At 43.7% G+C, this 21,016-nt stretch carries 24 protein-coding genes; 18 read left to right on the forward strand and 6 right to left on the reverse strand.

Going from position 1 to position 21,016, the window contains the following annotated elements; all coding sequences use genetic code 11:
* Window positions 1–9 precede the first annotated feature (9 nt).
* Both CEF21_RS03230 and CEF21_RS03235 read right to left on the reverse strand, forming a co-directional pair.
* Complete coding sequence (locus tag CEF21_RS03230; protein ID WP_123913349.1) at window positions 10–213, reverse strand: YdiK family protein; 204 nt, start codon at window positions 211–213, stop codon at window positions 10–12.
* Complete coding sequence (locus CEF21_RS03235) at window positions 210–926, reverse strand: CPBP family intramembrane glutamic endopeptidase (protein ID WP_123919939.1); 717 nt, start codon at window positions 924–926, stop codon at window positions 210–212. Before CEF21_RS03235 ends, CEF21_RS03230 begins: the two co-directional genes overlap by 4 nt.
* A gap of 293 nt (window positions 927–1,219) precedes the next feature.
* On the opposite strand from CEF21_RS03235, the gene groES reads away from it, so the two are divergent.
* The 8 genes from groES to CEF21_RS03270 all read left to right on the forward strand — a co-directional run bounded on the left by groES (window position 1,220) and on the right by CEF21_RS03270 (window position 8,083).
* Complete coding sequence (gene groES / locus CEF21_RS03240) at window positions 1,220–1,504, forward strand: co-chaperone GroES (protein ID WP_035408406.1); 285 nt, start codon at window positions 1,220–1,222, stop codon at window positions 1,502–1,504.
* A 57-nt stretch (window positions 1,505–1,561) separates the two neighbouring features.
* Window positions 1,562–3,199 (forward strand): chaperonin GroEL, encoded by a 1,638-nt coding sequence (gene groL / locus CEF21_RS03245; protein WP_123913350.1) that lies wholly within the window; start codon window positions 1,562–1,564, stop codon window positions 3,197–3,199.
* A 239-nt stretch (window positions 3,200–3,438) separates the two neighbouring features.
* On the forward strand, window positions 3,439–3,828 hold the full coding sequence (locus tag CEF21_RS03250; protein ID WP_123913351.1) for a VOC family protein: 390 nt from the start codon (window positions 3,439–3,441) through the stop codon (window positions 3,826–3,828).
* A 584-nt stretch (window positions 3,829–4,412) separates the two neighbouring features.
* Complete coding sequence (locus CEF21_RS03255) at window positions 4,413–6,299, forward strand: alkaline phosphatase D family protein (protein WP_123913352.1); 1,887 nt, start codon at window positions 4,413–4,415, stop codon at window positions 6,297–6,299.
* A gap of 19 nt (window positions 6,300–6,318) precedes the next feature.
* Window positions 6,319–6,525 carry a twin-arginine translocase TatA/TatE family subunit gene (locus CEF21_RS03260; protein ID WP_123913353.1) on the forward strand — a complete coding sequence of 69 codons (207 nt, stop codon included), beginning with the start codon at window positions 6,319–6,321 and terminating at the stop codon, window positions 6,523–6,525.
* Window positions 6,526–6,594: 69 nt separating this feature from the next.
* Entirely contained in the window at window positions 6,595–7,314 is a 720-nt protein-coding gene (gene tatC / locus CEF21_RS03265) for a twin-arginine translocase subunit TatC (protein ID WP_123913354.1), read from the forward strand.
* Window positions 7,315–7,620: 306 nt separating this feature from the next.
* A complete protein-coding gene (locus tag CEF21_RS21175) occupies window positions 7,621–7,797 on the forward strand; it encodes a hypothetical protein (protein WP_164462046.1) in 177 nt (58 codons plus the stop codon).
* A gap of 4 nt (window positions 7,798–7,801) precedes the next feature.
* On the forward strand, window positions 7,802–8,083 hold the full coding sequence (locus CEF21_RS03270; protein ID WP_123913355.1) for a hypothetical protein: 282 nt from the start codon (window positions 7,802–7,804) through the stop codon (window positions 8,081–8,083).
* A gap of 138 nt (window positions 8,084–8,221) precedes the next feature.
* Here the strand turns inward: CEF21_RS03270 and CEF21_RS03275 are convergent, their stop codons facing one another.
* The 4 genes from CEF21_RS03275 to CEF21_RS03290 all read right to left on the reverse strand — a co-directional run bounded on the left by CEF21_RS03275 (window position 8,222) and on the right by CEF21_RS03290 (window position 11,686).
* Window positions 8,222–9,154, reverse strand: coding sequence for an NADP-dependent oxidoreductase (locus CEF21_RS03275; RefSeq protein WP_123913356.1), 933 nt, complete (start codon window positions 9,152–9,154; stop codon window positions 8,222–8,224).
* Between the two features lie 20 nt (window positions 9,155–9,174).
* Entirely contained in the window at window positions 9,175–9,666 is a 492-nt protein-coding gene (locus CEF21_RS03280) for a MarR family winged helix-turn-helix transcriptional regulator (RefSeq protein WP_123913357.1), read from the reverse strand.
* Between the two features lie 18 nt (window positions 9,667–9,684).
* Complete coding sequence (locus tag CEF21_RS03285; RefSeq protein WP_123913358.1) at window positions 9,685–10,752, reverse strand: alkene reductase; 1,068 nt, start codon at window positions 10,750–10,752, stop codon at window positions 9,685–9,687.
* 517 nt (window positions 10,753–11,269) lie between these two features.
* Window positions 11,270–11,686 carry a MerR family transcriptional regulator gene (locus tag CEF21_RS03290; protein WP_123913359.1) on the reverse strand — a complete coding sequence of 139 codons (417 nt, stop codon included), beginning with the start codon at window positions 11,684–11,686 and terminating at the stop codon, window positions 11,270–11,272.
* A gap of 242 nt (window positions 11,687–11,928) precedes the next feature.
* Here CEF21_RS03290 and CEF21_RS03295 point away from each other — a divergent pair, with 242 nt between their 5' ends.
* The 10 genes from CEF21_RS03295 to CEF21_RS03340 all read left to right on the forward strand — a co-directional run bounded on the left by CEF21_RS03295 (window position 11,929) and on the right by CEF21_RS03340 (window position 21,004).
* Window positions 11,929–12,969, forward strand: coding sequence for an NAD(P)-dependent alcohol dehydrogenase (locus CEF21_RS03295; RefSeq protein ID WP_123913360.1), 1,041 nt, complete (start codon window positions 11,929–11,931; stop codon window positions 12,967–12,969).
* Window positions 12,970–13,348: 379 nt separating this feature from the next.
* Window positions 13,349–13,903, forward strand: a complete 555-nt coding sequence (locus CEF21_RS03300) for an RNA polymerase sigma factor (protein ID WP_123913361.1) — start codon at window positions 13,349–13,351, stop codon at window positions 13,901–13,903.
* Window positions 13,896–14,654, forward strand: a complete 759-nt coding sequence (locus CEF21_RS03305) for a hypothetical protein (RefSeq protein WP_123913362.1) — start codon at window positions 13,896–13,898, stop codon at window positions 14,652–14,654. The genes CEF21_RS03300 and CEF21_RS03305 overlap by 8 nt, the downstream gene beginning before the upstream one ends.
* Window position 14,655: 1 nt before the next feature.
* Window positions 14,656–15,531: an ABC transporter ATP-binding protein gene (locus CEF21_RS03310; protein ID WP_123913363.1), complete on the forward strand. Its 876-nt coding sequence runs from the start codon at window positions 14,656–14,658 to the stop codon at window positions 15,529–15,531.
* 5 nt (window positions 15,532–15,536) lie between these two features.
* Window positions 15,537–16,799, forward strand: a complete 1,263-nt coding sequence (locus CEF21_RS03315) for an ABC transporter permease (protein ID WP_123913364.1) — start codon at window positions 15,537–15,539, stop codon at window positions 16,797–16,799.
* A gap of 173 nt (window positions 16,800–16,972) precedes the next feature.
* Window positions 16,973–17,950: an ABC transporter permease gene (locus CEF21_RS03320; RefSeq protein WP_123913365.1), complete on the forward strand. Its 978-nt coding sequence runs from the start codon at window positions 16,973–16,975 to the stop codon at window positions 17,948–17,950.
* Window positions 17,951–18,119: 169 nt separating this feature from the next.
* Window positions 18,120–19,571: an alanine/glycine:cation symporter family protein gene (locus CEF21_RS03325; RefSeq protein ID WP_123913366.1), complete on the forward strand. Its 1,452-nt coding sequence runs from the start codon at window positions 18,120–18,122 to the stop codon at window positions 19,569–19,571.
* A gap of 188 nt (window positions 19,572–19,759) precedes the next feature.
* Window positions 19,760–20,017 carry a hypothetical protein gene (locus CEF21_RS03330; protein ID WP_123913367.1) on the forward strand — a complete coding sequence of 86 codons (258 nt, stop codon included), beginning with the start codon at window positions 19,760–19,762 and terminating at the stop codon, window positions 20,015–20,017.
* Window positions 20,018–20,201: 184 nt separating this feature from the next.
* On the forward strand, window positions 20,202–20,648 hold the full coding sequence (locus CEF21_RS03335; protein ID WP_123913368.1) for a ribonuclease domain-containing protein: 447 nt from the start codon (window positions 20,202–20,204) through the stop codon (window positions 20,646–20,648).
* Between the two features lie 80 nt (window positions 20,649–20,728).
* Window positions 20,729–21,004, forward strand: a complete 276-nt coding sequence (locus CEF21_RS03340) for a barstar family protein (protein ID WP_164462065.1) — start codon at window positions 20,729–20,731, stop codon at window positions 21,002–21,004.
* Window positions 21,005–21,016: the final 12 nt, after the last annotated feature.

Genomic DNA, 21,016 nt, shown 5'->3' on the forward strand with positions numbered 1-21,016 from the left:
ATGGACAGGTTATTTTTTCTGGGCACTTTTCTTAAGCTTTAAGCCAAACCGGAACATCCGGATGGCCACGGCAAAATCAAAAGTGGCAATCAGCATAAGAACGATGGTCGGGAAGTTCCAAATACCTTCAGAACCGCTGTTCACAGCAATGACTGTAAACAGAATCCCCATCGCGAAATAAAAGGCGGCAAGTGCGCCGGGACGTGCTCTCATAAAAAGTTTCCTCCAATGATGCTTTGCAATTGTTCAGCGTCTTTCATCATTCGCTCAATGTCATCACTGTAGACGTATTGAATCACGACGACTATGGTGTTCATTGACAGATGGGCGATAATCGGAACGATGATGCGCTTTGTTTTGACGTAAAGAAAGGCAAAGGTGAATCCCATAGCCGAATAAAGCAGAATATGCGCCGGGTCCCGATGGACAACAGCAAATATAACCGAACTGATCAGGGCGGCCAGGATGAAATTGGTCCGCTTATAGATCGTTCCGAAAATGATTTTGCGGAATACAATTTCCTCTAATACCGGTCCTGCAATGGACACAACAAAGATCATGAGCGGCGTGACTTTTACAATATCCATAATCTGTTTCGTGTTCTCGGAGCCCGGTTTAATGCCGAGAAGCTGGGATTCAATATTTGCGGCAATCACCTGGGCAAGAAATGCCAGGAAGATCCCGCCGATGGCCCATGCAGCGGATGAAGCGGGAGAAGCCGGTTTTCCCCTTAGATCATAGTCGCCGCGGTCTTTTCTCAAGAGAAGCAGGACAACGATAACCCCGATGGCAAAACTGATGATGTTCCAGTAGCCGATCACCTGGCTCCGGTCCACTCCGAGCTGAAGCAGCAGCGGGTAGCCAAAATAGCCTGAAAACAGCATAATGACATATGTAAGCAGAATATACCAATAATGTTTTTTCACCATTAATCTCCTTTGAAATCCGCAGACAGCCATACCTTTTATCCTGCTCCTGAATGCGGCAAATGATACGGTTTCTTTCACCAAACCCAATTGTACCATATCCTTATCCGTTACACGTATCAGGAACATCGTTGAGTGCGTTTACAATTGTTGAATTTCGTCGAAGAAAAATTAAGTGGTTTTCACTTGAAATTCGTAAAAAGTTTATATAATATAGACTTGTGTGTTAGCACTCAACCTGAACGAGTGCTAATAAAATTAAACTACATATGAAATTGAGGAGGGTGTTTCACTTGTTAAAGCCACTAGGTGATCGTGTAATTATTGAATTGGTTGAATCTGAGGAAAAAACAGCAAGCGGCATCGTGCTGCCTGATTCTGCGAAGGAAAAACCGCAAGAAGGTAAAGTTGTAGCTGCTGGTACAGGACGCATTTTGGATAATGGCGAAAAGGTTGCTCTTGAAGTAGCTGCCGGCGATCGCATCATCTTCTCAAAATATGCTGGAACTGAAGTTAAATATGAAGGTACGGAATACCTAATCCTTCGTGAGAGCGACATTTTAGCGGTTATCGGCTAATCGATACAACCGGATAACAAAAATAAAACGATAAACAATTCCAAGGAGGTATTTTTCATGGCTAAAGAAATTAAATTCAGCGAAGAAGCTCGCCGTTCCATGCTTCGCGGTGTGGACGCGCTTGCAAATGCCGTAAAAGTAACATTGGGACCAAAAGGACGCAACGTCGTTCTTGAAAAGAAATTCGGTTCTCCGCTTATCACAAACGATGGTGTGACAATCGCGAAGGAAATCGAGCTTGAAGATGCTTTCGAAAACATGGGAGCAAAGCTTGTTGCTGAAGTAGCAAGCAAAACAAACGACGTAGCGGGTGACGGTACGACAACTGCAACGGTTCTTGCGCAGGCAATGATCCGCGAAGGTCTTAAAAACGTTACAGCCGGCGCTAACCCTATGGGCGTGCGTAAAGGTATCGAGAAAGCTGTTACAGCTGCAATCGAAGAGCTTCAAGCAATCTCCAAGCCAATCGAAGGCAAAGATTCCATCGCTCAAGTAGCAGCGATCTCTTCTGCTGACGAAGAAGTTGGACAATTGATTGCTGAGGCAATGGAGCGCGTTGGAAACGACGGCGTGATCACAATCGAAGAATCCAAAGGCTTCACAACGGAGCTTGAAGTGGTAGAAGGGATGCAATTTGACCGCGGCTACGCTTCTCCATACATGGTTACTGATTCAGACAAGATGGAAGCGGTTCTTGAGAATCCTTACATCCTGATCACAGATAAAAAGATCACAAACATCCAGGAAATCCTTCCTGTTCTTGAGCAAGTTGTTCAGCAAGGCAAATCTCTATTGCTAGTTGCAGAAGATGTTGAAGGGGAAGCTCTTGCAACGCTTGTTGTGAACAAGCTTCGCGGAACATTCAATGCGGTAGCGGTTAAAGCTCCTGGCTTCGGTGACCGCCGTAAAGCGATGCTTGAAGACCTTGCGATTCTGACTGGCGGAGAAGTGATCACAGAAGATCTAGGTCTTGATCTTAAATCTGCGAACATCACTCAGCTTGGACGCGCATCCAAAGTTGTGGTTACGAAAGAAAACACAACAGTGGTTGAAGGAGCAGGCGAAACAGACAAAATCGCAGGCCGCGTAAACCAAATCCGTGCTCAATTAGAAGAAACAACTTCTGAGTTCGACAAAGAAAAACTTCAAGAGCGTCTTGCTAAATTGGCTGGCGGCGTAGCCGTGATCAAAGTTGGTGCCGCTACTGAAACAGAACTAAAAGAGCGCAAACTTCGCATCGAAGACGCCCTGAACTCTACTCGCGCAGCAGTAGAAGAAGGAATCGTATCCGGCGGTGGTACAGCGCTAGTGAACGTATACAACAAAGTAGCTTCTCTTGAAGCAGAAGGCGATTCTGCAACTGGAATCAACATCGTTCTTCGTGCTCTTGAAGAGCCAGTACGCCAAATCGCTCACAACGCAGGCCTTGAAGGATCTGTTATCGTTGAGCGCCTGAAAAACGAAGAAATCGGCGTTGGCTTCAACGCTGCAACTGGACAATGGGTAAACATGGTAGAGGCTGGAATCGTCGACCCTACTAAAGTAACTCGTTCAGCTCTTCAAAACGCTGCATCTGTCGCAGCTATGTTCCTGACTACTGAAGCAGTAGTAGCCGACAAGCCTGAAGAAGGCGGCGGAGGCATGCCAGATATGAGCGGCATGGGCGGAATGGGTGGAATGGGCGGTATGATGTAATTTACATCATCTGCCTTGGAAAAACGCGAAACCTTTTGGGTTTCGCGTTTTTTTATGGAGATCATTTTTTTATTAATAAAGTGAGAACGGAATGATACCATTGAGGTGAAGCAACGTAAGCACAGGGACGGTTCTCGTGCTGCCCCGAAGCAGTAGAACCGTCCCCATGCTTCAAGAGAAACTCCATTAAAAGTGCGAGGATTTTGAGTGTTATGTTTAAATGATAAGGGGGACTTTCAATGAATTACGTACAAGTTCGTGTAGCCAGACCAACAAACAAATTACAAGAAATTGTTCGATTTTATGGAGAAGGATTAGGATTAAAACAAATTGGACAATTTCAAAATCATGAAGGCTATGATGGAGTTATGTTTGGTATTCCTGATGCAGCCTATCACCTGGAATTTACTCAGCATATTGATGGAAGTCCGTGCCCTGCTCCAACAAAAGATAATTTACTTGTTTTCTATATTCCGATTCAAGATGAAATTCAGCGTATACAAAGCCGTTTGACAACAATGGGCTACAAAGTAGTCGAACCTGAAAATCCATACTGGAAAGAATCTGGTGTCACAATTGAAGATCCGGATGGCTGGCGTATCGTTCTAATGTGTACTAAAGGAATTTAGTCAAAATACTACATGTGAAAATCGCGAAGCCCTTGAGGTTTTGCGTTTTTTTTGCTCATACGCTGGGATTTATTTTGACTCCGCTTCTAATTTGATTATTTTCTCTTTTTCTTTAACGGCAATCGCCTTACTGCTATCGATTCCTTCTATTTCATAGAAAGCTGTGCCAGCTTAATAATCAGAGGACAGATCTTTGCTGTCTTGTTTGATTTCCGAATATACCCAACTTTGTCTATCTTCCATATAAGGCTGTCGCTCTCCCATTCTTTTTCTGTAACGATATCGTTTACACCTCTATATACTTAATAAATGGATAAGCTGCATAAATCGATTGCAGAGCAAGTAGCAAAGGAAGAGGTTTCTCCATATCTTTTGGGAGGCCTCTTTTTCATTTCCCCTAAATCATGCAGACAGAATATCTTCTATTTTCCTCAGTTTTAATAATTTGCTAAATAACCCAAATTAATTGTCGGTTTTTACCGCTCCTTTACGTTTTTATAAACGGTTTGTAATAAGTCCTTATTACTCTCTTTAAATTGAGCCCGTAGAATCATTTGTGAACAGATTATGAAGGAGGAATTACCTTGGATAAGAATCATGAGTTGCACCAAACAGGTAACGAGTATGATAAAGCACGCAGAACCTTCTTGAAATATTTCCTGGCTGGATCTGCGGTTATGGCATTAGAGACGTCCGGAATTTCCCGTTTGACGTCCATGGTTTCCCGTGCGCAAGCGGCAACAGCGCTCCAGCCTTATGCTGCAACACAAACGATTGGAAAGGGATTCCCGCAGTCTGTTGCATCAGGAGATCCTACGCCGACTGGTGCGATGCTATGGACCAGGGTCGATTCTTCTATGGAGACTGGTTTAACAAATAAAGAATTCTCAAGCGAAGTGATTTATTGGCTTGAAAATAAAGATTCAAACGATGCTTCTTTAGAAGAGGGCATTAATCAGGGTAAATTCATTATGTTTGAAATAAGTAAAAAGGCAGATTTTTCTGAACTGGAGATGAGAGGATTCTCTCCAATCTGGAAGGATCATGACCATGTCGTGCGTGTTGATCTGGATGGCAAGCTTGATTCTCAGCAAACTTACTACTACCGTTTCGTTACGAAAAGCGGACTTGTCAGTAAGACGGGGCGTTTTAAAACATTGCCGCAAGAAGGGGCAGATGTTCAGTCTGCATCCATTGGCTATGTGTCGTGTCAGGATTACACCAACGGGTATTTTAGCGCTTTAGGCTATATGGCGGATGAAGAGATGGACTTTTTCCTGCATCTTGGGGACTACATCTATGAGTCGGTCGGCGACGCTGCCTATCAAGGGAATCTCGATGACCGCCAAATTAAACTTCCGAGCGGGCAAAGTAAGGCGTTTACGATTCAGGACTATCGTAAGCTGTACCAGACGTACCGAATGGACAAGGACCTGCAAAAGCTGCATGAAAACCATGCGATGATTGCAATCTGGGATGACCATGAGTTTGCCAATGACACGCATTATCCGGCGGTTGCACCAGATGATAATCCAGAATCCGATCCCGCACGCCGCCTTGTTGCGAACCAAGTTTGGTTTGAAAACATTCCGGCTCGTGTTCCATACAACCCCAATGGAACGTTTGAAGATACTGTTAAAATTTACCGTTCGATCACCCTTGGAAACCTTGCTTCCATCATGATGACGGATGAACGGCTTTACCGAAGTGCGCACCCTTGCGGACAAGGTACGCTGGATCGTTACTTGGCAGGGGGCTGTGAAGATATTAACCTTTCCAGTCGGACAATGCTTGGGAAAACGCAAAAAGAATGGTTCCTTAACGAGCTGAAAAATGCCAAAGGAACATGGAAGATCTGGGGCAATGAAGTACAAGTTACACAATTAAAGGTTCTGGGCAGGTATTTAAACCTTGATGCGTGGGATGGCTACGCTTATGAAAGACAGCAGATTGCCCAAACGGTGCTGGACAACGGAATTAAAAACTTCCTTGCGCTGACAGGTGATTTCCACACGTTTGAAGCTTCCTATATGCAAAGTGATTATAAGCGCACTGGGGAAAAATTCGGGGTGGAGCTTATGGTTGGTTCTGTTACATCAAGTAATTTAAGAGAATCTCTTCGAAACTCCCTGAATTCAATACCGGATGTATCCAGTCCGATCCCGATGCCCGCAGCGGATGAGCTCGTTAAAGCTCTGAAGGGGAAATTCAATGCAGGAACAACCTTTACGGCAGAGCTGCTGTTTAAAGAGCTTCAAAATATCGTCAAATTGGAAAATCCGTGGATTGAATTGTTCGACAGTACGGCACATGGATATGCTGTGCTGCAGCTCAGCAAGACAAAAGCAACATGGACCGCCTATTCGGTTGATAATATCGAAAAACCGCAAGCGTCCAAAAAGCTGCTGTGGCAGTGTGAAGTGCCTAATGGTGAAGTGAAAATAAACGTTTTAGAAGGAAGCTTACTTTAATAAACAGGAGGGCATAAATATGCTGCAAAATATCGGAGTTCCAGGACTGATCCTAATTGTAATCATTGCATTAATTGTTTTCGGACCTTCAAAACTGCCGGAAATTGGCCGGTCCTTTGGTGTGACTTTGCGTGAATTCAAGAAAGGTACAAAAGAAATGCTGTCAGAAGAGGAGCCGAAGAAAGACAGCAAGGAAGACACAATGGCTGTAAAAAGAGAATCTTAGGAAATAAAAGAGAGGGACGTGGCTGGTTGTCCAGGCGGGTTCCTCTTTTTCTAACATGGAGGGATAAACATGACACAACAGGAGTTTATTCAGAACCATTTGATGGAATTGCGGAAGCGGATCATAATCGTTGCTGTGGCTTATGCGGTCCTATTGATCGCCTGCTTTTTAAATGTAGAAAATATTTACCGCTGGATCCTTAATGATGCGGAGCTTAAACTTACGGTGCTGGGTCCTTCTGATATCCTGTGGATTTATTTTACGCTTGCGAGCATTTGTGCGTTTGCATGCTGTATTCCGCTGATCACCTACCATGTGTGGGCATTTATAAAACCTGCGCTGAAACCGGCGGAACGGACGGCAGCTTTACTGTTCATTCCATTGTTATTCTTACTATTTATTACCGGAGCGGCATTTGGCTATTTTTTAGTTTTTCCGATGGTATTTAAGTTTATTGTCTCGCTGTCGGATGGAATGGTTGAAACCATGTTCACAGCGGAAAAATATTTCCGGTTTTTATTTCAGATTGTCTTGCCTATGGGGCTGCTCTTTGAACTGCCGGCTGTCGTTTTATTTCTAACGGAAATCAGCCTGTTAACTCCCGGTTTTATGAGAAAATACCGGAAATATGTCTATTTCGGACTTGTTGTGCTGTCGGCTGTCATCACGCCCCCAGACTTCGTATCCCAGCTATTCATATTCATTCCCATGTGCCTGCTTTACGAAATCAGCATTTTACTCTGCTCATGGCGCTTGCAAAAAAAGTCGGGAATATCTTATAATCTGTGATTGATCTATACACATACATGTCACGATTCTTTAAAATCAGCATTGCATCATTCCTTCTGGTAAGTGATCATGAGCAGTCAAATCCCGAAATGAAAGAATGAGGCTTCTTACAAGTTGAGCAAACTTGCGGGAAGCTTTTTTATATAGACTGAGAGGTATTGAATTTCAGAAGAACTTCTATTACCGTTTAATATTCCGCTGCCACGTATTAATGTGTGATCTCTTATTTTTATGGATCTCCTCTGTCCCGGCCTCCATGTCGCGGCCCATGCAAACTCAGGAAGTCAGAATGGATCAGGAAGAGATTTGGTTTATTACCAAGTGGCTGGCCACGGAATCGCTTCGAGTATTCCTGAATCTCAAAAATACGTGAAGGATATAGACATTAATCTATTGATTGAAGCCATCGAAAACGAATTGGATGGCCAAATCGTTGATGTGAAGTCGGCAAACGGGGATACCGTTTCGGTCATCATCGAGTAGTGCCATGGTGCAAATAAAGGTGAAAACGAAAGGTGTACAATTCACGATTCCCCTCCCATATGCCATTCTTCATATCGGGATTGCGATTCTCTCCTCGAAATTTTTCCGGCGGAATGTAAACAGGTGGACCAAGGATTATTTGGCGGAAAAGAATTGGAGCTACATGATTCCGCCCATCGACAAAAAGCTGCTAAAACCATTCGTCAGCGAACTAAAAAATTATAAAGGCCTCCTCCTGGTTGATGTCAAAGCGAAGGACGGTACTGAAGTCAGGGTAAGGCTGTAGCTGACCCTGACAAAACGATCATGGAGAATTATTTCACCATAGTGAACCGCCCATACGAATGGGAATCCCCATGGAATTGCGGCCAGGAACGGATAAAGACCCCTGGATATAGGGGTCTGTGTACTCCATATTCAAAAGCTAGTTCATTTGCAGCAAAATTCTTCCGCGTCCGTGTCTTGCTTCGCTTTTCTCCAGTGCTTTGCCTGTTTCGCTGAGCGGGAATATGGAATCAAGCTCCGCCTTGATTGTACCGTCGGCGATTAGTTGGGCAATGGTCCGGAGATCTTCGTGAGTCGGGAATTTGGTGTTGAATTTGGCTGTAATGCCATACTTTTCTGCGTTTTCCTGAGAAGGATCCTGTGTCAGAGAGACAAGCATTCCGCCTCTCTTCAGAACAGCCCATGATCGATTCTCCGTGTCTCCCCCAACGGTATCGACAACGAGATCGGCGTCTTTGACAATATTTTCGAAAGCTGCCTCGGTATAATCGATGACTTGATCTGCGCCAAGAGATTTGACGAAATCGACGTTTTTGGCTGAAGCTGTTCCGATGACAGTGGCTCCCTTCCATTTAGCCAGTTGAACTGCATATTGTCCGACGCCGCCGGCTGCGGCATGGATCAGGACCGTTTGACCGGCTTCCAGTTCGCCTTCCGTAAATAAGGCTTTCCATGCTGCATCCGCGCCAGCCCTAATGGATGCGCCATCCTCGAAGGAAAGACCATCCGGCATTTTCATCAATTCCTTCACCGGAGCGATGGCATAATTCGCATAGGCTCCATTGACCATTCCGAAGACACGGTCGCCGGCAGCAAATTCGGTCACTCCAGGGCCGGCTGATTCAATCGTTCCGGATGCGTAAAACCCTGGAATGTAAGGAAGAGTTTTAGGGAATACGTCCTTCAGCCATCCATTTCGGATTTTGAAGTCAAGAGGAATGGCAGCAGCATATTTGATATGAACAAGTACTTCTCCCGCTCCCGGGTTTGGGCGATTGACTTCCTCAAGACTATATACTTCCGGACCGCCATATTCATTTACAAGAATGGCCTTCATTTTAGATTCAGACATTTACAATGACCTCCATATTTTTATGATTTTAAATTCTCATCTACCTTTAGCGCTACTTTGTTCAGCATTTCGATAAACAGGGTCTTTTCGTGATCCGTCAGGGCATCCGATGTAACGTCCTCCAATTTGTTCCAGGCTCCTAATACACTGGATTCCAGTTCCCGCCCTGCTTCGGTGAGTGTTACAAGGGTCACCCGTCCATCCTCTGGAGAGCGGCTCCGAGTAACGAGACCTGCATCCTGCAAACGTTTAACGGACTTTGCGATAGTCGAGTGGTCCAGACCGAGGGCCTGTGTGAGCCGATTCTGCGATTGGCGGTCGCGCTGCCAGAGCTGCATGAGCAAGAGTTCCTGCCCGGGAAACAAATCGATCTCACGGAGTAAATGTGCCGCTAATGCTCGGTGTGAACGTGCAAGTGCAAAAATGGAAAAACTGATTGGGTATTGCTGCTGAGTTGCGTTAACAGTGTCTTCGGTTTTTTCGGTATCGTTCGTGTTGTTTACGTGTTTCATGTCATAACCTCGTCTTTATTAATTTTTATTACTCAGTATAGCGTAGTCCGTGTAGCCTTTACTATCACCTCCATAAAAGGAAGCGTAGTCCGGTTCATTCAGCGGTGCACCGGTTTTTAGCCGTTCGATAAAATCAGGATTGGCTAATGCCCAAGTCCCGACAGGTGAGAGATCGGCAAGTCCGCTGTCTATGTCGTCTGTTAAGTTTTCAAGCGGTCTGCCGGCCCGGTTAACCAGCAGTGCCGTCGGCCACATGGAACGGACGTCTTGCAGGAAGGCATCGTTTCCGTCATGCACGAGGTGAAGATAAGCCAAATTCAAATTCGCTAATTGCGGGATCAGATATCGATATAAGTCCGTACTGCTTTTTCCTTCATCCAATCCGCCAAGCGGAATCCGCGGAGAAATTCTAAAGCCGGTCCGGTCGGCTCCAATTTCATGCACGATTGCCCTCGTAACCTCGATGGCGAAGCGTGCCCTGTTTTCAATGGATCCCCCGTATTCATCGCTGCGTTTGTTTGAATTCTCGGCAATGAATTGCTGCAGCAGGTACCCGTTCGCTCCATGGATTTCAACACCGTCCGCGCCGGCCTGAATGGCTGCAGCAGCTGCTTTTCGGAAATCATCGATGGTTGTTTCAATGTCTTCTTTGCTCATCTCCCGCGGGATCGGGATATCCTTCATCCCGGTGCCTGTGAACATTTCCAAACCCGGTGCAATGGCTGAAGGTGCAAGCGGCTGACGATGGTGAGGCGTATTGTCCGGATGCGACATCCGCCCGACGTGCATCAATTGAATGAAGAGGTGACCGCCAGCTTCGTGAACGCTGTCCGTGACTTTCCGCCATCCTTCAATATGCGATTCCGTGTAAATTCCCGGTGTTTGTAAATATCCCTGTCCGTCGTCAGAGGGTTGTGCCCCTTCGCTGATCAGCAATCCTAAGGATGCACGCTGTGAGTAATAAACAGAAGCAAGATCATTAGGCGTTCCGTCGGAATTAGCCCTGCTTCTTGTCATGGGAGCCATTGCCAAACGGTGGGAAAGCTTCATACGTCCAATCTCTATGGGAGTCCATAATTTTGTCATTGATTCAACCTCTTTCCAATTTGTGTTGCCGGCAACATAAATATAACACGCTATTATGTGGCTGGCAACATATTTATTGGAAAAATTTATAATTATTCTGGCGGACATTCCTTAATACAAATATGATTACTGCCAAACGCTTTAAATATAAGGTTTTTTATTTCTTTTTAAAGGGAACTGATGACTCATTATTGCGAAGCAGATGGAAGAAAAGGCTGATGAACGGAAGCAAAAATAGAGGCAAGAGAAGATGGGAAAGCAGAGAAATTCGTAATAAACATAGCCTGAAGCAGGGTGGAAGCAAATTAGGACCGTCTGAAAAGGTTAAACAGGGAGACACATTCTATGCGTCTCCCTGTTTAAGTTTAAATGCTGAGTCAGGCTGATTGAAGCGGAAGGGCGACACTCCTGCTTAGAGCAGCGGGACAGATGAGACCCCGCAGTCGCGAAGCGAAGGGGAGGCTCGCCACCCCTGAGCCCTGCAGCGGAAATCAGCCCAAATAATTTAAGGGTTAAATTAATATGGAACAGGAATCTCAATTTTTCCGCTCTTATGAATCTCCTCTGTCCCGGCCTCCATTGCTGTCTTGTAATAGAAGCATTTATGTTCAATAACCTCCATGGTTTTCTTCAGTTCATCCATCTGTGCTTCAACCGCCGCTTTTCTTTCTATGAACATGTCGTACCGCTGATGAAGGGTGGAATCCCCGTCAGAACACCAATCAATGAAACGTTTAATCTCTTTTATAGGCATCCCCGTGGATTTCAGGCATTCAATCACTTTTAACGCATTGATATCGGACTCTTTAAACAATCGCGTTCCGCTTGCTGTCCGTTCTACAAAAGGGAGGAGTCCTTCCTTGTCGTAGTATCGCAGCGTATAGACGGTTAGATTCAGTTCTTTTGCCGCTTCGCTGATCGAATAGGTTTTCATTCGTGATCTCCCTTTCCGGTTTAAGTATAGACCTTGAGCTAACTCTATGTTTGAAGGTATCACGAGAGTGAATGCATGTCAAAACCCGCAGATTGAAAAAAGCTTATCTCTTGACCTAGAGTTAACTATAGGAGGTAACATGGTTTCGTAAGAGAAAAAACAGGTATATAGATAAAGGAAGAATGTTTTCCTGTACCATGATTCTCTTAAAAATGAATCTACTACTTACTGGAGGTTTTTCTATGATTACTGCTAAAGCAAGAGCTGTTGACGGTCCGGACAAACCCTTTAAAGAAGCCGAAATTACACGGCGCGATCTAGATTCGAAAGATGTTCTGATTGAAATTAAATTTGCGGGAATCTGCCATTCTGACATTCATACGGCTCACGGGGAGTGGGGCGAGGTAAACTATCCGCTCGTGCCTGGCCATGAGATCGCAGGTATTGTCACAGATGTTGGACCCGAGGTAACCAAATACAAGGTCGGTGACCGGGTAGGAGTCGGATGTATGGTTGACTCCTGCGGTGAATGCGAGAACTGCCAAAAGGGTGAAGAGCAATACTGCCTAAAAGGAAATATTCCGACCTACGCGGGTGTTGATAAATACGGGGAGCCGACTCAAGGCGGCTATTCTACTCATATCGTGGTTGTTGAGGACTTTGTCTTAAGCATTCCGGATAATATTGAGCTGGATGCAGCAGCACCGCTTCTTTGTGCGGGAATTACGACTTTTTCCCCGCTTCATCACTGGAAAGCAGGCCCGGGCAAAAAAGTAGCGGTTATTGGACTCGGCGGTCTTGGCCATATGGCTGTTAAGATTGCCCACGCGATGGGTGCAGAAGTGACGGTCCTTTCTCAATCATTGAAGAAAAAAGAAGACGGCATGCGGTTCGGTGCTGCTGATTACCATGCGACAAGTGATCCGGAGACGTTTGAAAAGCTTGCCGGAAAGTTTGATTTGATCATTAACACGGTAAGTGCCAAGCTTAACCTGGATTCCTATCTTTCTCTTCTAACGCTAGACGGCAGCTTAGTAAATGTCGGGGCTCCTGCAGAACCGCTTTCCTTAAACGTGTTCTCTTTGATTGGCCACCGCCGTTCATTTGCCGGCTCCCTGATCGGCGGAATCCGTGAAACGCAGGAGATGCTGAATTTCTGTGCAGAGCATAACATTGCTCCTGAAATTGAGGTTATTTCTGCCGATCAAATTAACGAAGCATACGAACGTGTATTGGCTTCAGATGTGAAATACCGTTTTGTCATTGATATCAGCACAATGTAATTGAATATAAAAAGGGTGTCCGCGACTGGACACCCTTTTTTGTGTGCGAAAAATCTGAACGATTTGCAAATTCCCCCATTCCTTCGTCCTCAGCTAATCTTTTTTATTTTCCGGAATCAATTTTTAGCGTTTGGGGAATGGGCCGTGCATCTACTATAAGAGGGAAGATTGTGAGACTGGGATTTCTCTTTTGTCGTGATGCTCTGGCTGAATGTCCTTTTTTTTTGTCAGCTCCAGCCCTTTTATTTTTTCTCGCTCGTTAAGACGGACTCTGATAGTGTCATAGATGGAAAATATTTTTAAAAACGCTAAAACTTTTTTCAGCATCAATTCGAATATATAAATAGATGCAGCAAAATGTAAAATACGTGGTGAAGAAATGGACAAAGAGAAACAGTGGATTAAAAAGGTACAAAAGAATGGAAACAGTGAAGCGGCGAATATGCTGATATCCAAGTACTATCAAGAAATCTATTCATTTGTGTATAAACAGTCGCTCGATAGTGAGCTTTCCCTTGATTTAACTCAGGAGATTTTTATTCGTGTGCTTAAATCCATTCATCATTACAATGCTGCAAAAGCCTCCTTCAGAACTTGGCTTTACAGGATTGCCTCCAATAGACTGATTGATTACTATCGGTCGAAAAGCTATAAGTACAGACAGCTTTCAGAACCCATTAATGATCATGATTTTGAGATGGAAGAAGATATGATGCTTTCCTTGGAGTATAAAGAAGATGTTCAAAATATTTTAAGGCTCCTTAATCAGCTGGAGATGAGCTCCCAGCAAATTGTCAGGCTGAAGCTGTTTGCAGAGTATACCCTGAAGGAAATTGCTGAAATTGTCCAAGTTCCTTTATCAACAGTGAAGTCAAGGTACTATACGGCGCTGAAACTAATAAAAAAAGAAATGAAGGAGGACCGCGATGAATAAAGAAAAATTCGATATCCCTATGCCAGACCGCCAATCCATAACCGATGAGATTCAGCAGATTGTCACTGCGGGTGTCCGGAAAAAAGAATCGTTCCCGGCTTACCTTTATAAGCTGCAAAAGCAAATTGGAATGAAAAACTTGCTTCCATCCCGATTGGAAGAGATAGGAATTTTATTAACGGTCATAGTCATTTTGCTCATCTTGTCAGGCAGTATGAAAGGAGAGGTTGGAAATCAGGATTTATATGCTTTCATATTCCTTCTCTCCCCTTTGCTGTATCTTTCTTTATCCGTTTATTACTTTGCTCTAAGGCGCAGTACAGGTACTTATGAAGTAGAGATGATTTGCAAGTATAACTTGTACCAAATCTCAGCATTTCGGATGCTTGCCTTAAGTGTGATATCAATAGCAGTAAACAGCATCAGTATATTCCTATTAGCTATGTCACATAGTGAGCTGAGCTTTTTGAGGGCCCTGTTAATATCTATTGCATCGCTGTTCCTCTTTTCTGTTTTCTTTCTCTTTATCTTAATGAAAAAGCAGTCTTTAATGGCTGTCGTCTTTGTCACAGGAAGCTGGGTGGTTGTCAATGCAGGATTTAAGGTTATCCAGAGTGAGTTATACCTTGGGCTTTTAATGAAGGCACCGCTATTCGTTTATGTGATTGTTTTCACTGTTAGTTTTTTGGTCTATATCAACTACTTAAGCAAGCTTGTGTATTTTAGATCTTCGGAGGAGGGAGCACATTAAGATGCTGATGGTTAAAGATGTAAGCAAGCAATATGGGAGTTTTTCTGCGGTAAATAGAATAAACCTTGAATTTAATGACGGTCTCTATGCATTGCTTGCCCCTAATGGAGCGGGCAAAACTACATTATTAAAAATGATGGTTACCTTAATCACCCCAAGTGAGGGGGAAATTCTGTATAACGGAGATAACATTATTGATTTAGACGAGGATTACCGGGACATTCTTGGGTATTTGCCTCAGCACTTCGGTTTTTATAAAAACTATTCCCCAAAGCAATACTTATTGTATTTAGCCGCATTAAAGGGGATCGACAAGAAGCAAGCATTGACTAGGATATCGGAGTTATTGGAAAAAGTGGCTTTATCTGATGTAGCGAACAAGAAGATGAAAAAGTTCTCAGGGGGGATGATTCAAAGGGTAGGGATTGCACAGGCGCTTTTAAACGATCCGAAGGTATTAATCCTTGATGAGCCTACAGCTGGTCTTGACCCTAAGGAACGCGCCCGGTTCCGGCAGCTGTTATCAGATCTTGCACGGGAGAGGCTGGTCATTCTTTCGACTCATATTGTTTCAGACATTGAATCGATTGCCAATGAAGTCATTATGATTAAGAACCAGCAAGTATTATATAAAGATTCCGTTAAGAACATTTGCAAAACGCTGGAGGAAAGTGTTTATGAGACGACGATCAGCTATCAGCAGCTGGAAAATTTCCGCAGCCAATACGTTCTCCTTTCAGAAAAGCAGGAGCAGGGGGAAATGATTGTCCGGTTTGTCCACAGAGGGGAACCAGAAACAGATTGGGTCCCGGTGAATCCCCACTTGGAAGATGTCTTTATTTATGAATATCATGATGATTCCGTTTCAGGTGTGTGATGGTAATGAAGGTTATTTACTATGAATGCAGAAAGGCTGTGACATCCCCCGTCATTCTCTCTTTGCTGGTCTTGTTTACCCTTTATAACATCCAATTAATTTATAACGCTCCAACATTTAAAGATGAATTACATGTCGCTAATGAGCTGGCTGATCAATATGGGAGAACAATTACGTCTTCATCTCTTGAAAAACTAAGACAGGATTTGCAAAAGCCATTAGCAGATTTGAACGAAATCACCGAAAAGAAAACGTCTCAAACATTTCACAGTGCCACTGAGTTTTTTAATCAATTTCGGGTAGGAGAGACTGAGGTATATACGGAAAATGAAATGAGGGCTTTTAACCAGCTTTTTGTAAAAGAACAATATCTGGCTAAGGCGGAAACGCTGGATCAGCGATATGAACAGTTCGATGGTCATCAGATGGGTGAAGCAGCAATAAATAAATTCAGGATAACTGGTGATGCAGCTGAAACCTTGAGAAAGCAATATGATCAATTCTCTGCACGTTTGGAAGAGCTGCAAAAGAACAGCGAGCACAAACAATGGTTTTTTGATGGAGAAACCAACCAGATGCATTCGCTTCTATTCAAGACTGTGTTCAGACACTTACTCTTAGAAACCCTTATTATCATTGTACTGGCAACAGCGTTTATTTCAAATTTTGAGTTTGAAAACCGGACGAGTCAAGTCTCATTCTCATCAAAAAGAGGCCGGATGCTGATGAGGGATAAATTATTTGCAGCTCTGCTCGTTTCAGCAGGGATCACAGCGTTTATGTTCCTGGTTACATTGGGATTCTACTTCATAAATTTTGATTACTCTAACTTAATGATGTCTGCTGTGAGCAGCGGTTTTAATTGGGAGTTTGGTTTTTCTTATCTATCATGGTGGAAGATGTCTGTATTTTCCTATTTAATATGGGCGGTCGTACTTAGTTTTGTATGTGTGCTTTTGTTCGCCGCCTTAACGTTTGCTGTTTCGGTTTTGGTAAAGAACAGCTACTACACCTTTATCCTTGTTGCAGTGATCTTCGCGGCTCTATACCTGCTTCCGGGAGCAATGCTTTCTTCCTCTAACTTGATCTTTGCTGCCAGTTTCAATCCGTCGGTCCTTTTATTAAACCCTCAAACCTGGTTCATGGGGAATAAAGAACTCCTTATGTTTAAATATTTTGAGATGGTTACAGTGCTTGCATGGGCCATTATGTTAGGAGTATTATGCATGATCTGTTTAAAACGATTTAAAAAACAATCCATTGTATAAGGAGATTAGGGATGCGAATTGTAAAAAATGAAATGAAAAGGCTGTTTAATTGGAAGATGATCGCGGTCCTTATTCTGATTAATAGTATCCTTTATTTCTTGCTGATCGATTTTCATATAAAGTACTTCCCGAATGGACGACCCGATTTAGATTCCTATCGTGTTGGAGTGGAAATGGTCAATAAATACGGAAATACCATGGATAAAGCAGAAAATGCTGATTTTAAGAGAACGTATCAATATCGGGTGCAGGAAGCCGACCGGTTTTTCCAAAGTAGAGAAGATTTTAACAAGATAGGGATACGTACATACGAAGGGTTTAAGAGTATGGATATGGAAAATGAAAAAGCATCTGCTCTCAACAGTAAAGTCATGTTTGATGAACAAGTAGATTTGCTGTGGGAGCTGCAGGCAAGAAATACATTAATTGAATTCCACAATTTAAATGAGGAGGGTATTCAAAATGAAATTGCCTCCTCAAATTCCTGGCAGAAGGAGAGATTAGAAGAAATAAAGTCTAATGGGAGTTATCATGTATATCCGGAACTTGTGCTAGATAATTTTAAAGACTTCATCATATCTGTGGCGATAACGATTATGATTAGTGTTGTGCTGGTGATTTCACCTTTATTCATTCAGGATCGCTCCCGAAAAGTTGTTCATTTACAATATACGTCTAAAGCAGGAAGGAAGTTTTACAAAAAGAAGGTTACTGCCGGATTGCTATCTTCTTTTTTATTAATAACCGTTCTCCTAAGCGTTTATTTCAGCTTTTATTTTCAGAATAAAACATCTATGTTCTTTCAAGTTCCAGTCAATGCGTTTATAGGAAGTTATGATTGGTACGATTTTTCTCTTGGTCATTATATGTTGCTGAGTATATTAGCTATTTATATACTGGGGCTGGTTTTTGCCCTGCTTGCTATGTCCTTTTCAACTTTTGCTTCCAGCTTCATTGCACTGATTGGTTTTCAAATTCCCATTATCCTTGCATTCCTTATGTTTGGCACAGCTTTTTTTATTAATCATATGATTGATTACGTGTATCCTAAATGGGTAATCCCCACTGCCTATTTCTGTACAGCAGCCATAGGGCTATTATTTATAATCCTTCTTTGGAAGAGGGAGAAAAAATTGGACATTGTTCAATAATGGTAATAGGAACTTTACGGGTAATAGTATGACAGAAAGGGAGCAAGATGCTAAAGCGATCAATTTCTGCTTCAATGTGAGGAATTGTGACAAAAAATATTGTGGAAATATTCCGCCTAATCTATAATAAAAAGTAGGAATTTTCAGATAGTTAAAGGGAGTGAATAGGTTGGCGGAATTCGTTTCTGGTTTAAACAGCATCTTATGGAGCACCCCGGTGATATACATATTGCTTGGCGTAGGACTTTTATTTTCTATTTTAACCCGGTTTTTGCAGGTGCGGCACATTAAGGATATGATCATGCTGATGTTCCAGGGGAAAAGCTCGGAAGCCGGTGTTTCATCCTTTCAGGCGCTTTCCATTGCGCTTTCCGGACGTGTCGGCACGGGGAACATTGCCGGTGTGGCCACAGCGATCGCTTTTGGCGGTCCCGGTGCGGTTTTCTGGATGTGGGCGATTGCCTTCATAGGGGCTTCGAGTGCATTCGTAGAGTCTACTCTGGCCCAGATTTACAAAGTAAAGCAGGACGGTCAATATCGTGGAGGACCGGCTTATTACATTGAAAAGGGCATAGGCTGGAAATGGTTTGCGGTTCTTTTTGCGATTGCCGCGATCATTGCGATGGCTATTCTGATGCCGGGCGTGCAGGCCAATTCGATTGCCCTGGGGATGAAGAATGCGTTCGGACTATCTCCGGCCATCAGCGGGATTGCAGTTGTCGTTCTGTTAGGCTTCATCATCTTTGGTGGTACCAAAAGGATTGCGAACGCGGCACAGCTGATTGTTCCGTTCATGGCACTTGGATACATACTCTTATCCGTTATTATCGTTATTATGAACATTTCGGAATTGCCGAATGTGATCGGCTTAATTTTCAGAAGTGCCTTTGGTGCAGATTCTGCTTTCGGCGGGCTGATTGGAATGGCTGTTGCCTGGGGAGTAAAACGGGGAATCTACTCGAATGAGGCTGGCCAGGGGACGGGAGCCCATCCGGCCGCAGCGGCTGAGGTGTCCCATCCGGCAAAGCAGGGGTTGGTACAGGCCTTTTCGGTTTACATTGATACGCTGTTCGTATGCTCAGCGACTGCGTTTATGATTTTGTTTACAGGAATGTACAATACGCAGGCGGAAAACGGTTCGTTCATTGTCAATAATCTTAAAGGAATCGAAGCGGGTCCTGGCTATACACAGGCGGCCATTGACAGTGTACTTCCAGGGTTTGGTGCAGGATTTGTCGCCATCGCTCTTTTCTTTTTTGCCTTCACGACGATTATGGCCTACTACTATATTGCGGAGACGAACCTGACTTATTTGTTCAGAAAAAACAGCAAATGGACTTCGCTCGTATTAAAGGTGGTCATCATGGCAGCGACTTTTTACGGGTCAGTCAAAACAGCTGAAGTCGCATGGGCGCTGGGGGATGCGGGACTGGGCATCATGGTTTGGCTGAATGTCATTGCGATTTTGATTCTGGCCAAGCCGGCACTTCTTGCACTGAAGGATTATGAAAGACAGAAAAAGCAGGGACTGGATCCGGTATTTGATCCTAAGGCATTAGGGATAAAGAATGCAAGCTACTGGGAAACGAGCCAAACAGTCAAGAAAGAGAACATTTCATAGCGTTCACTCTAAAAATAGGCATCTCCATCTATGGGAGAAGCCTTTTTTTATGGTTTTTTTCTTAGAAAGGCGGCTATCCCTTCTGATTTGAAAATATATGATTCTGAAACCAACAGGCTTGTGGGATTTTATGGTTATTTTTTTCCTGGACAGGGAAAAGCATGCATGGGGAAAGGAGGGGAAAAACAATGAGTGAAGAGAAGAAGAAATTATATCTGTACCTCGCAGCAGGGACGGCTGGAAATATCATGGTTGGACTTGGCATTCTTCAGTATTTTATAGCCCGTCAAGATGCAGATGTCTATTTTCTGCCTCTTATTGGCTTTGCGCTCGTTACGAACTACATCTATTTTCTGGAAAAGAAGGCCGGTGTAGGCAAAAAGGTGATATGGATTCAGTCAGGGGCGGCTATTTTAATTTTTGGAGCAGCCCTCCTGTTTCTATGAGAAAAAGGATGGACTGGCTAGAGCAGGGAAAAAGATTCGCTCGTCTTTTTTCCTGCCTGCCGCTAGGAGCATCCTATCATTTTTAACCATCTATCCCATTCTTTACAATCACTTAACCATCTTTACAAGCCCCGCCTGTATAATTCAGCTTGTATTCAAAATGAACAAAACGGAGGCTGAAAGAATGAACAAGCTGTTAAAGTTTGGTGCGATGATTGCTCTTGTTTTTGCCCTGACGTTTGGTGGAGTAAGTGCTGGATCTTTAAAGGAAGCTCCTGAAGCGAAGGCGGCTGCTCTGGAAATGTATCCAACTAGTTTTACCGGTATTATTGATTACCTGAAAGCGTATGGAGAATTGCCCGCGAATTTTGTAACGAAATCGGTCGCTTCCCAGTATGGCTGGGTATCTAGCCAATGCAACCTGGCAGACGTTCTTCCCGGATACAGCATCGGCGGAGATGTGTTTTCGAACCGGGAAGGAAAGCTTCCTTCTAAATCGGGCCGTGTGTATTATGAAGCGGATGCCTATTATACATCCGGGTGCAGGAACGCATCTAGAGTGGTTTATTCCAATGACGGCCTTTACTACACAACAAGCGATCACTACGCTACGTTTAAAAGAGTCTATTAATAAACATGAGGGGACTTGCTTCTTAACAGCAAGTCCTATTTAATGAAAATGAATACATACTTAGCCTTGAGGTGAATCAAGTGACTGAACTGGTAGTGAACGGGAAAAATCTGCAGACCGTGAAGGAGATTCATCAGTTTTTCAAGACCGGGCTTTCCTTCCCGGATTTTTACGGCGAAAACCTGGATGCCCTGTACGATTGTTTACTGGATTATGCGATGCCCCCGATGGTGATCAAATGGGTTCATTTTGATGAAAGTCTGAAAAACCTCGGGGATCAGGCGAACAAGCTGGCAGATGTTCTGATGGAGGCATCAGAGGAAGTCAGCGGGCTGAAGGTTATCATTGAAAAATAGAGAGAAAAGACT

Source organism: Bacillus sp. FJAT-42376 (assembly GCF_003816055.1).
In the GTDB taxonomy this organism is placed as follows: domain Bacteria; phylum Bacillota; class Bacilli; order Bacillales; family Bacillaceae; genus Metabacillus_B.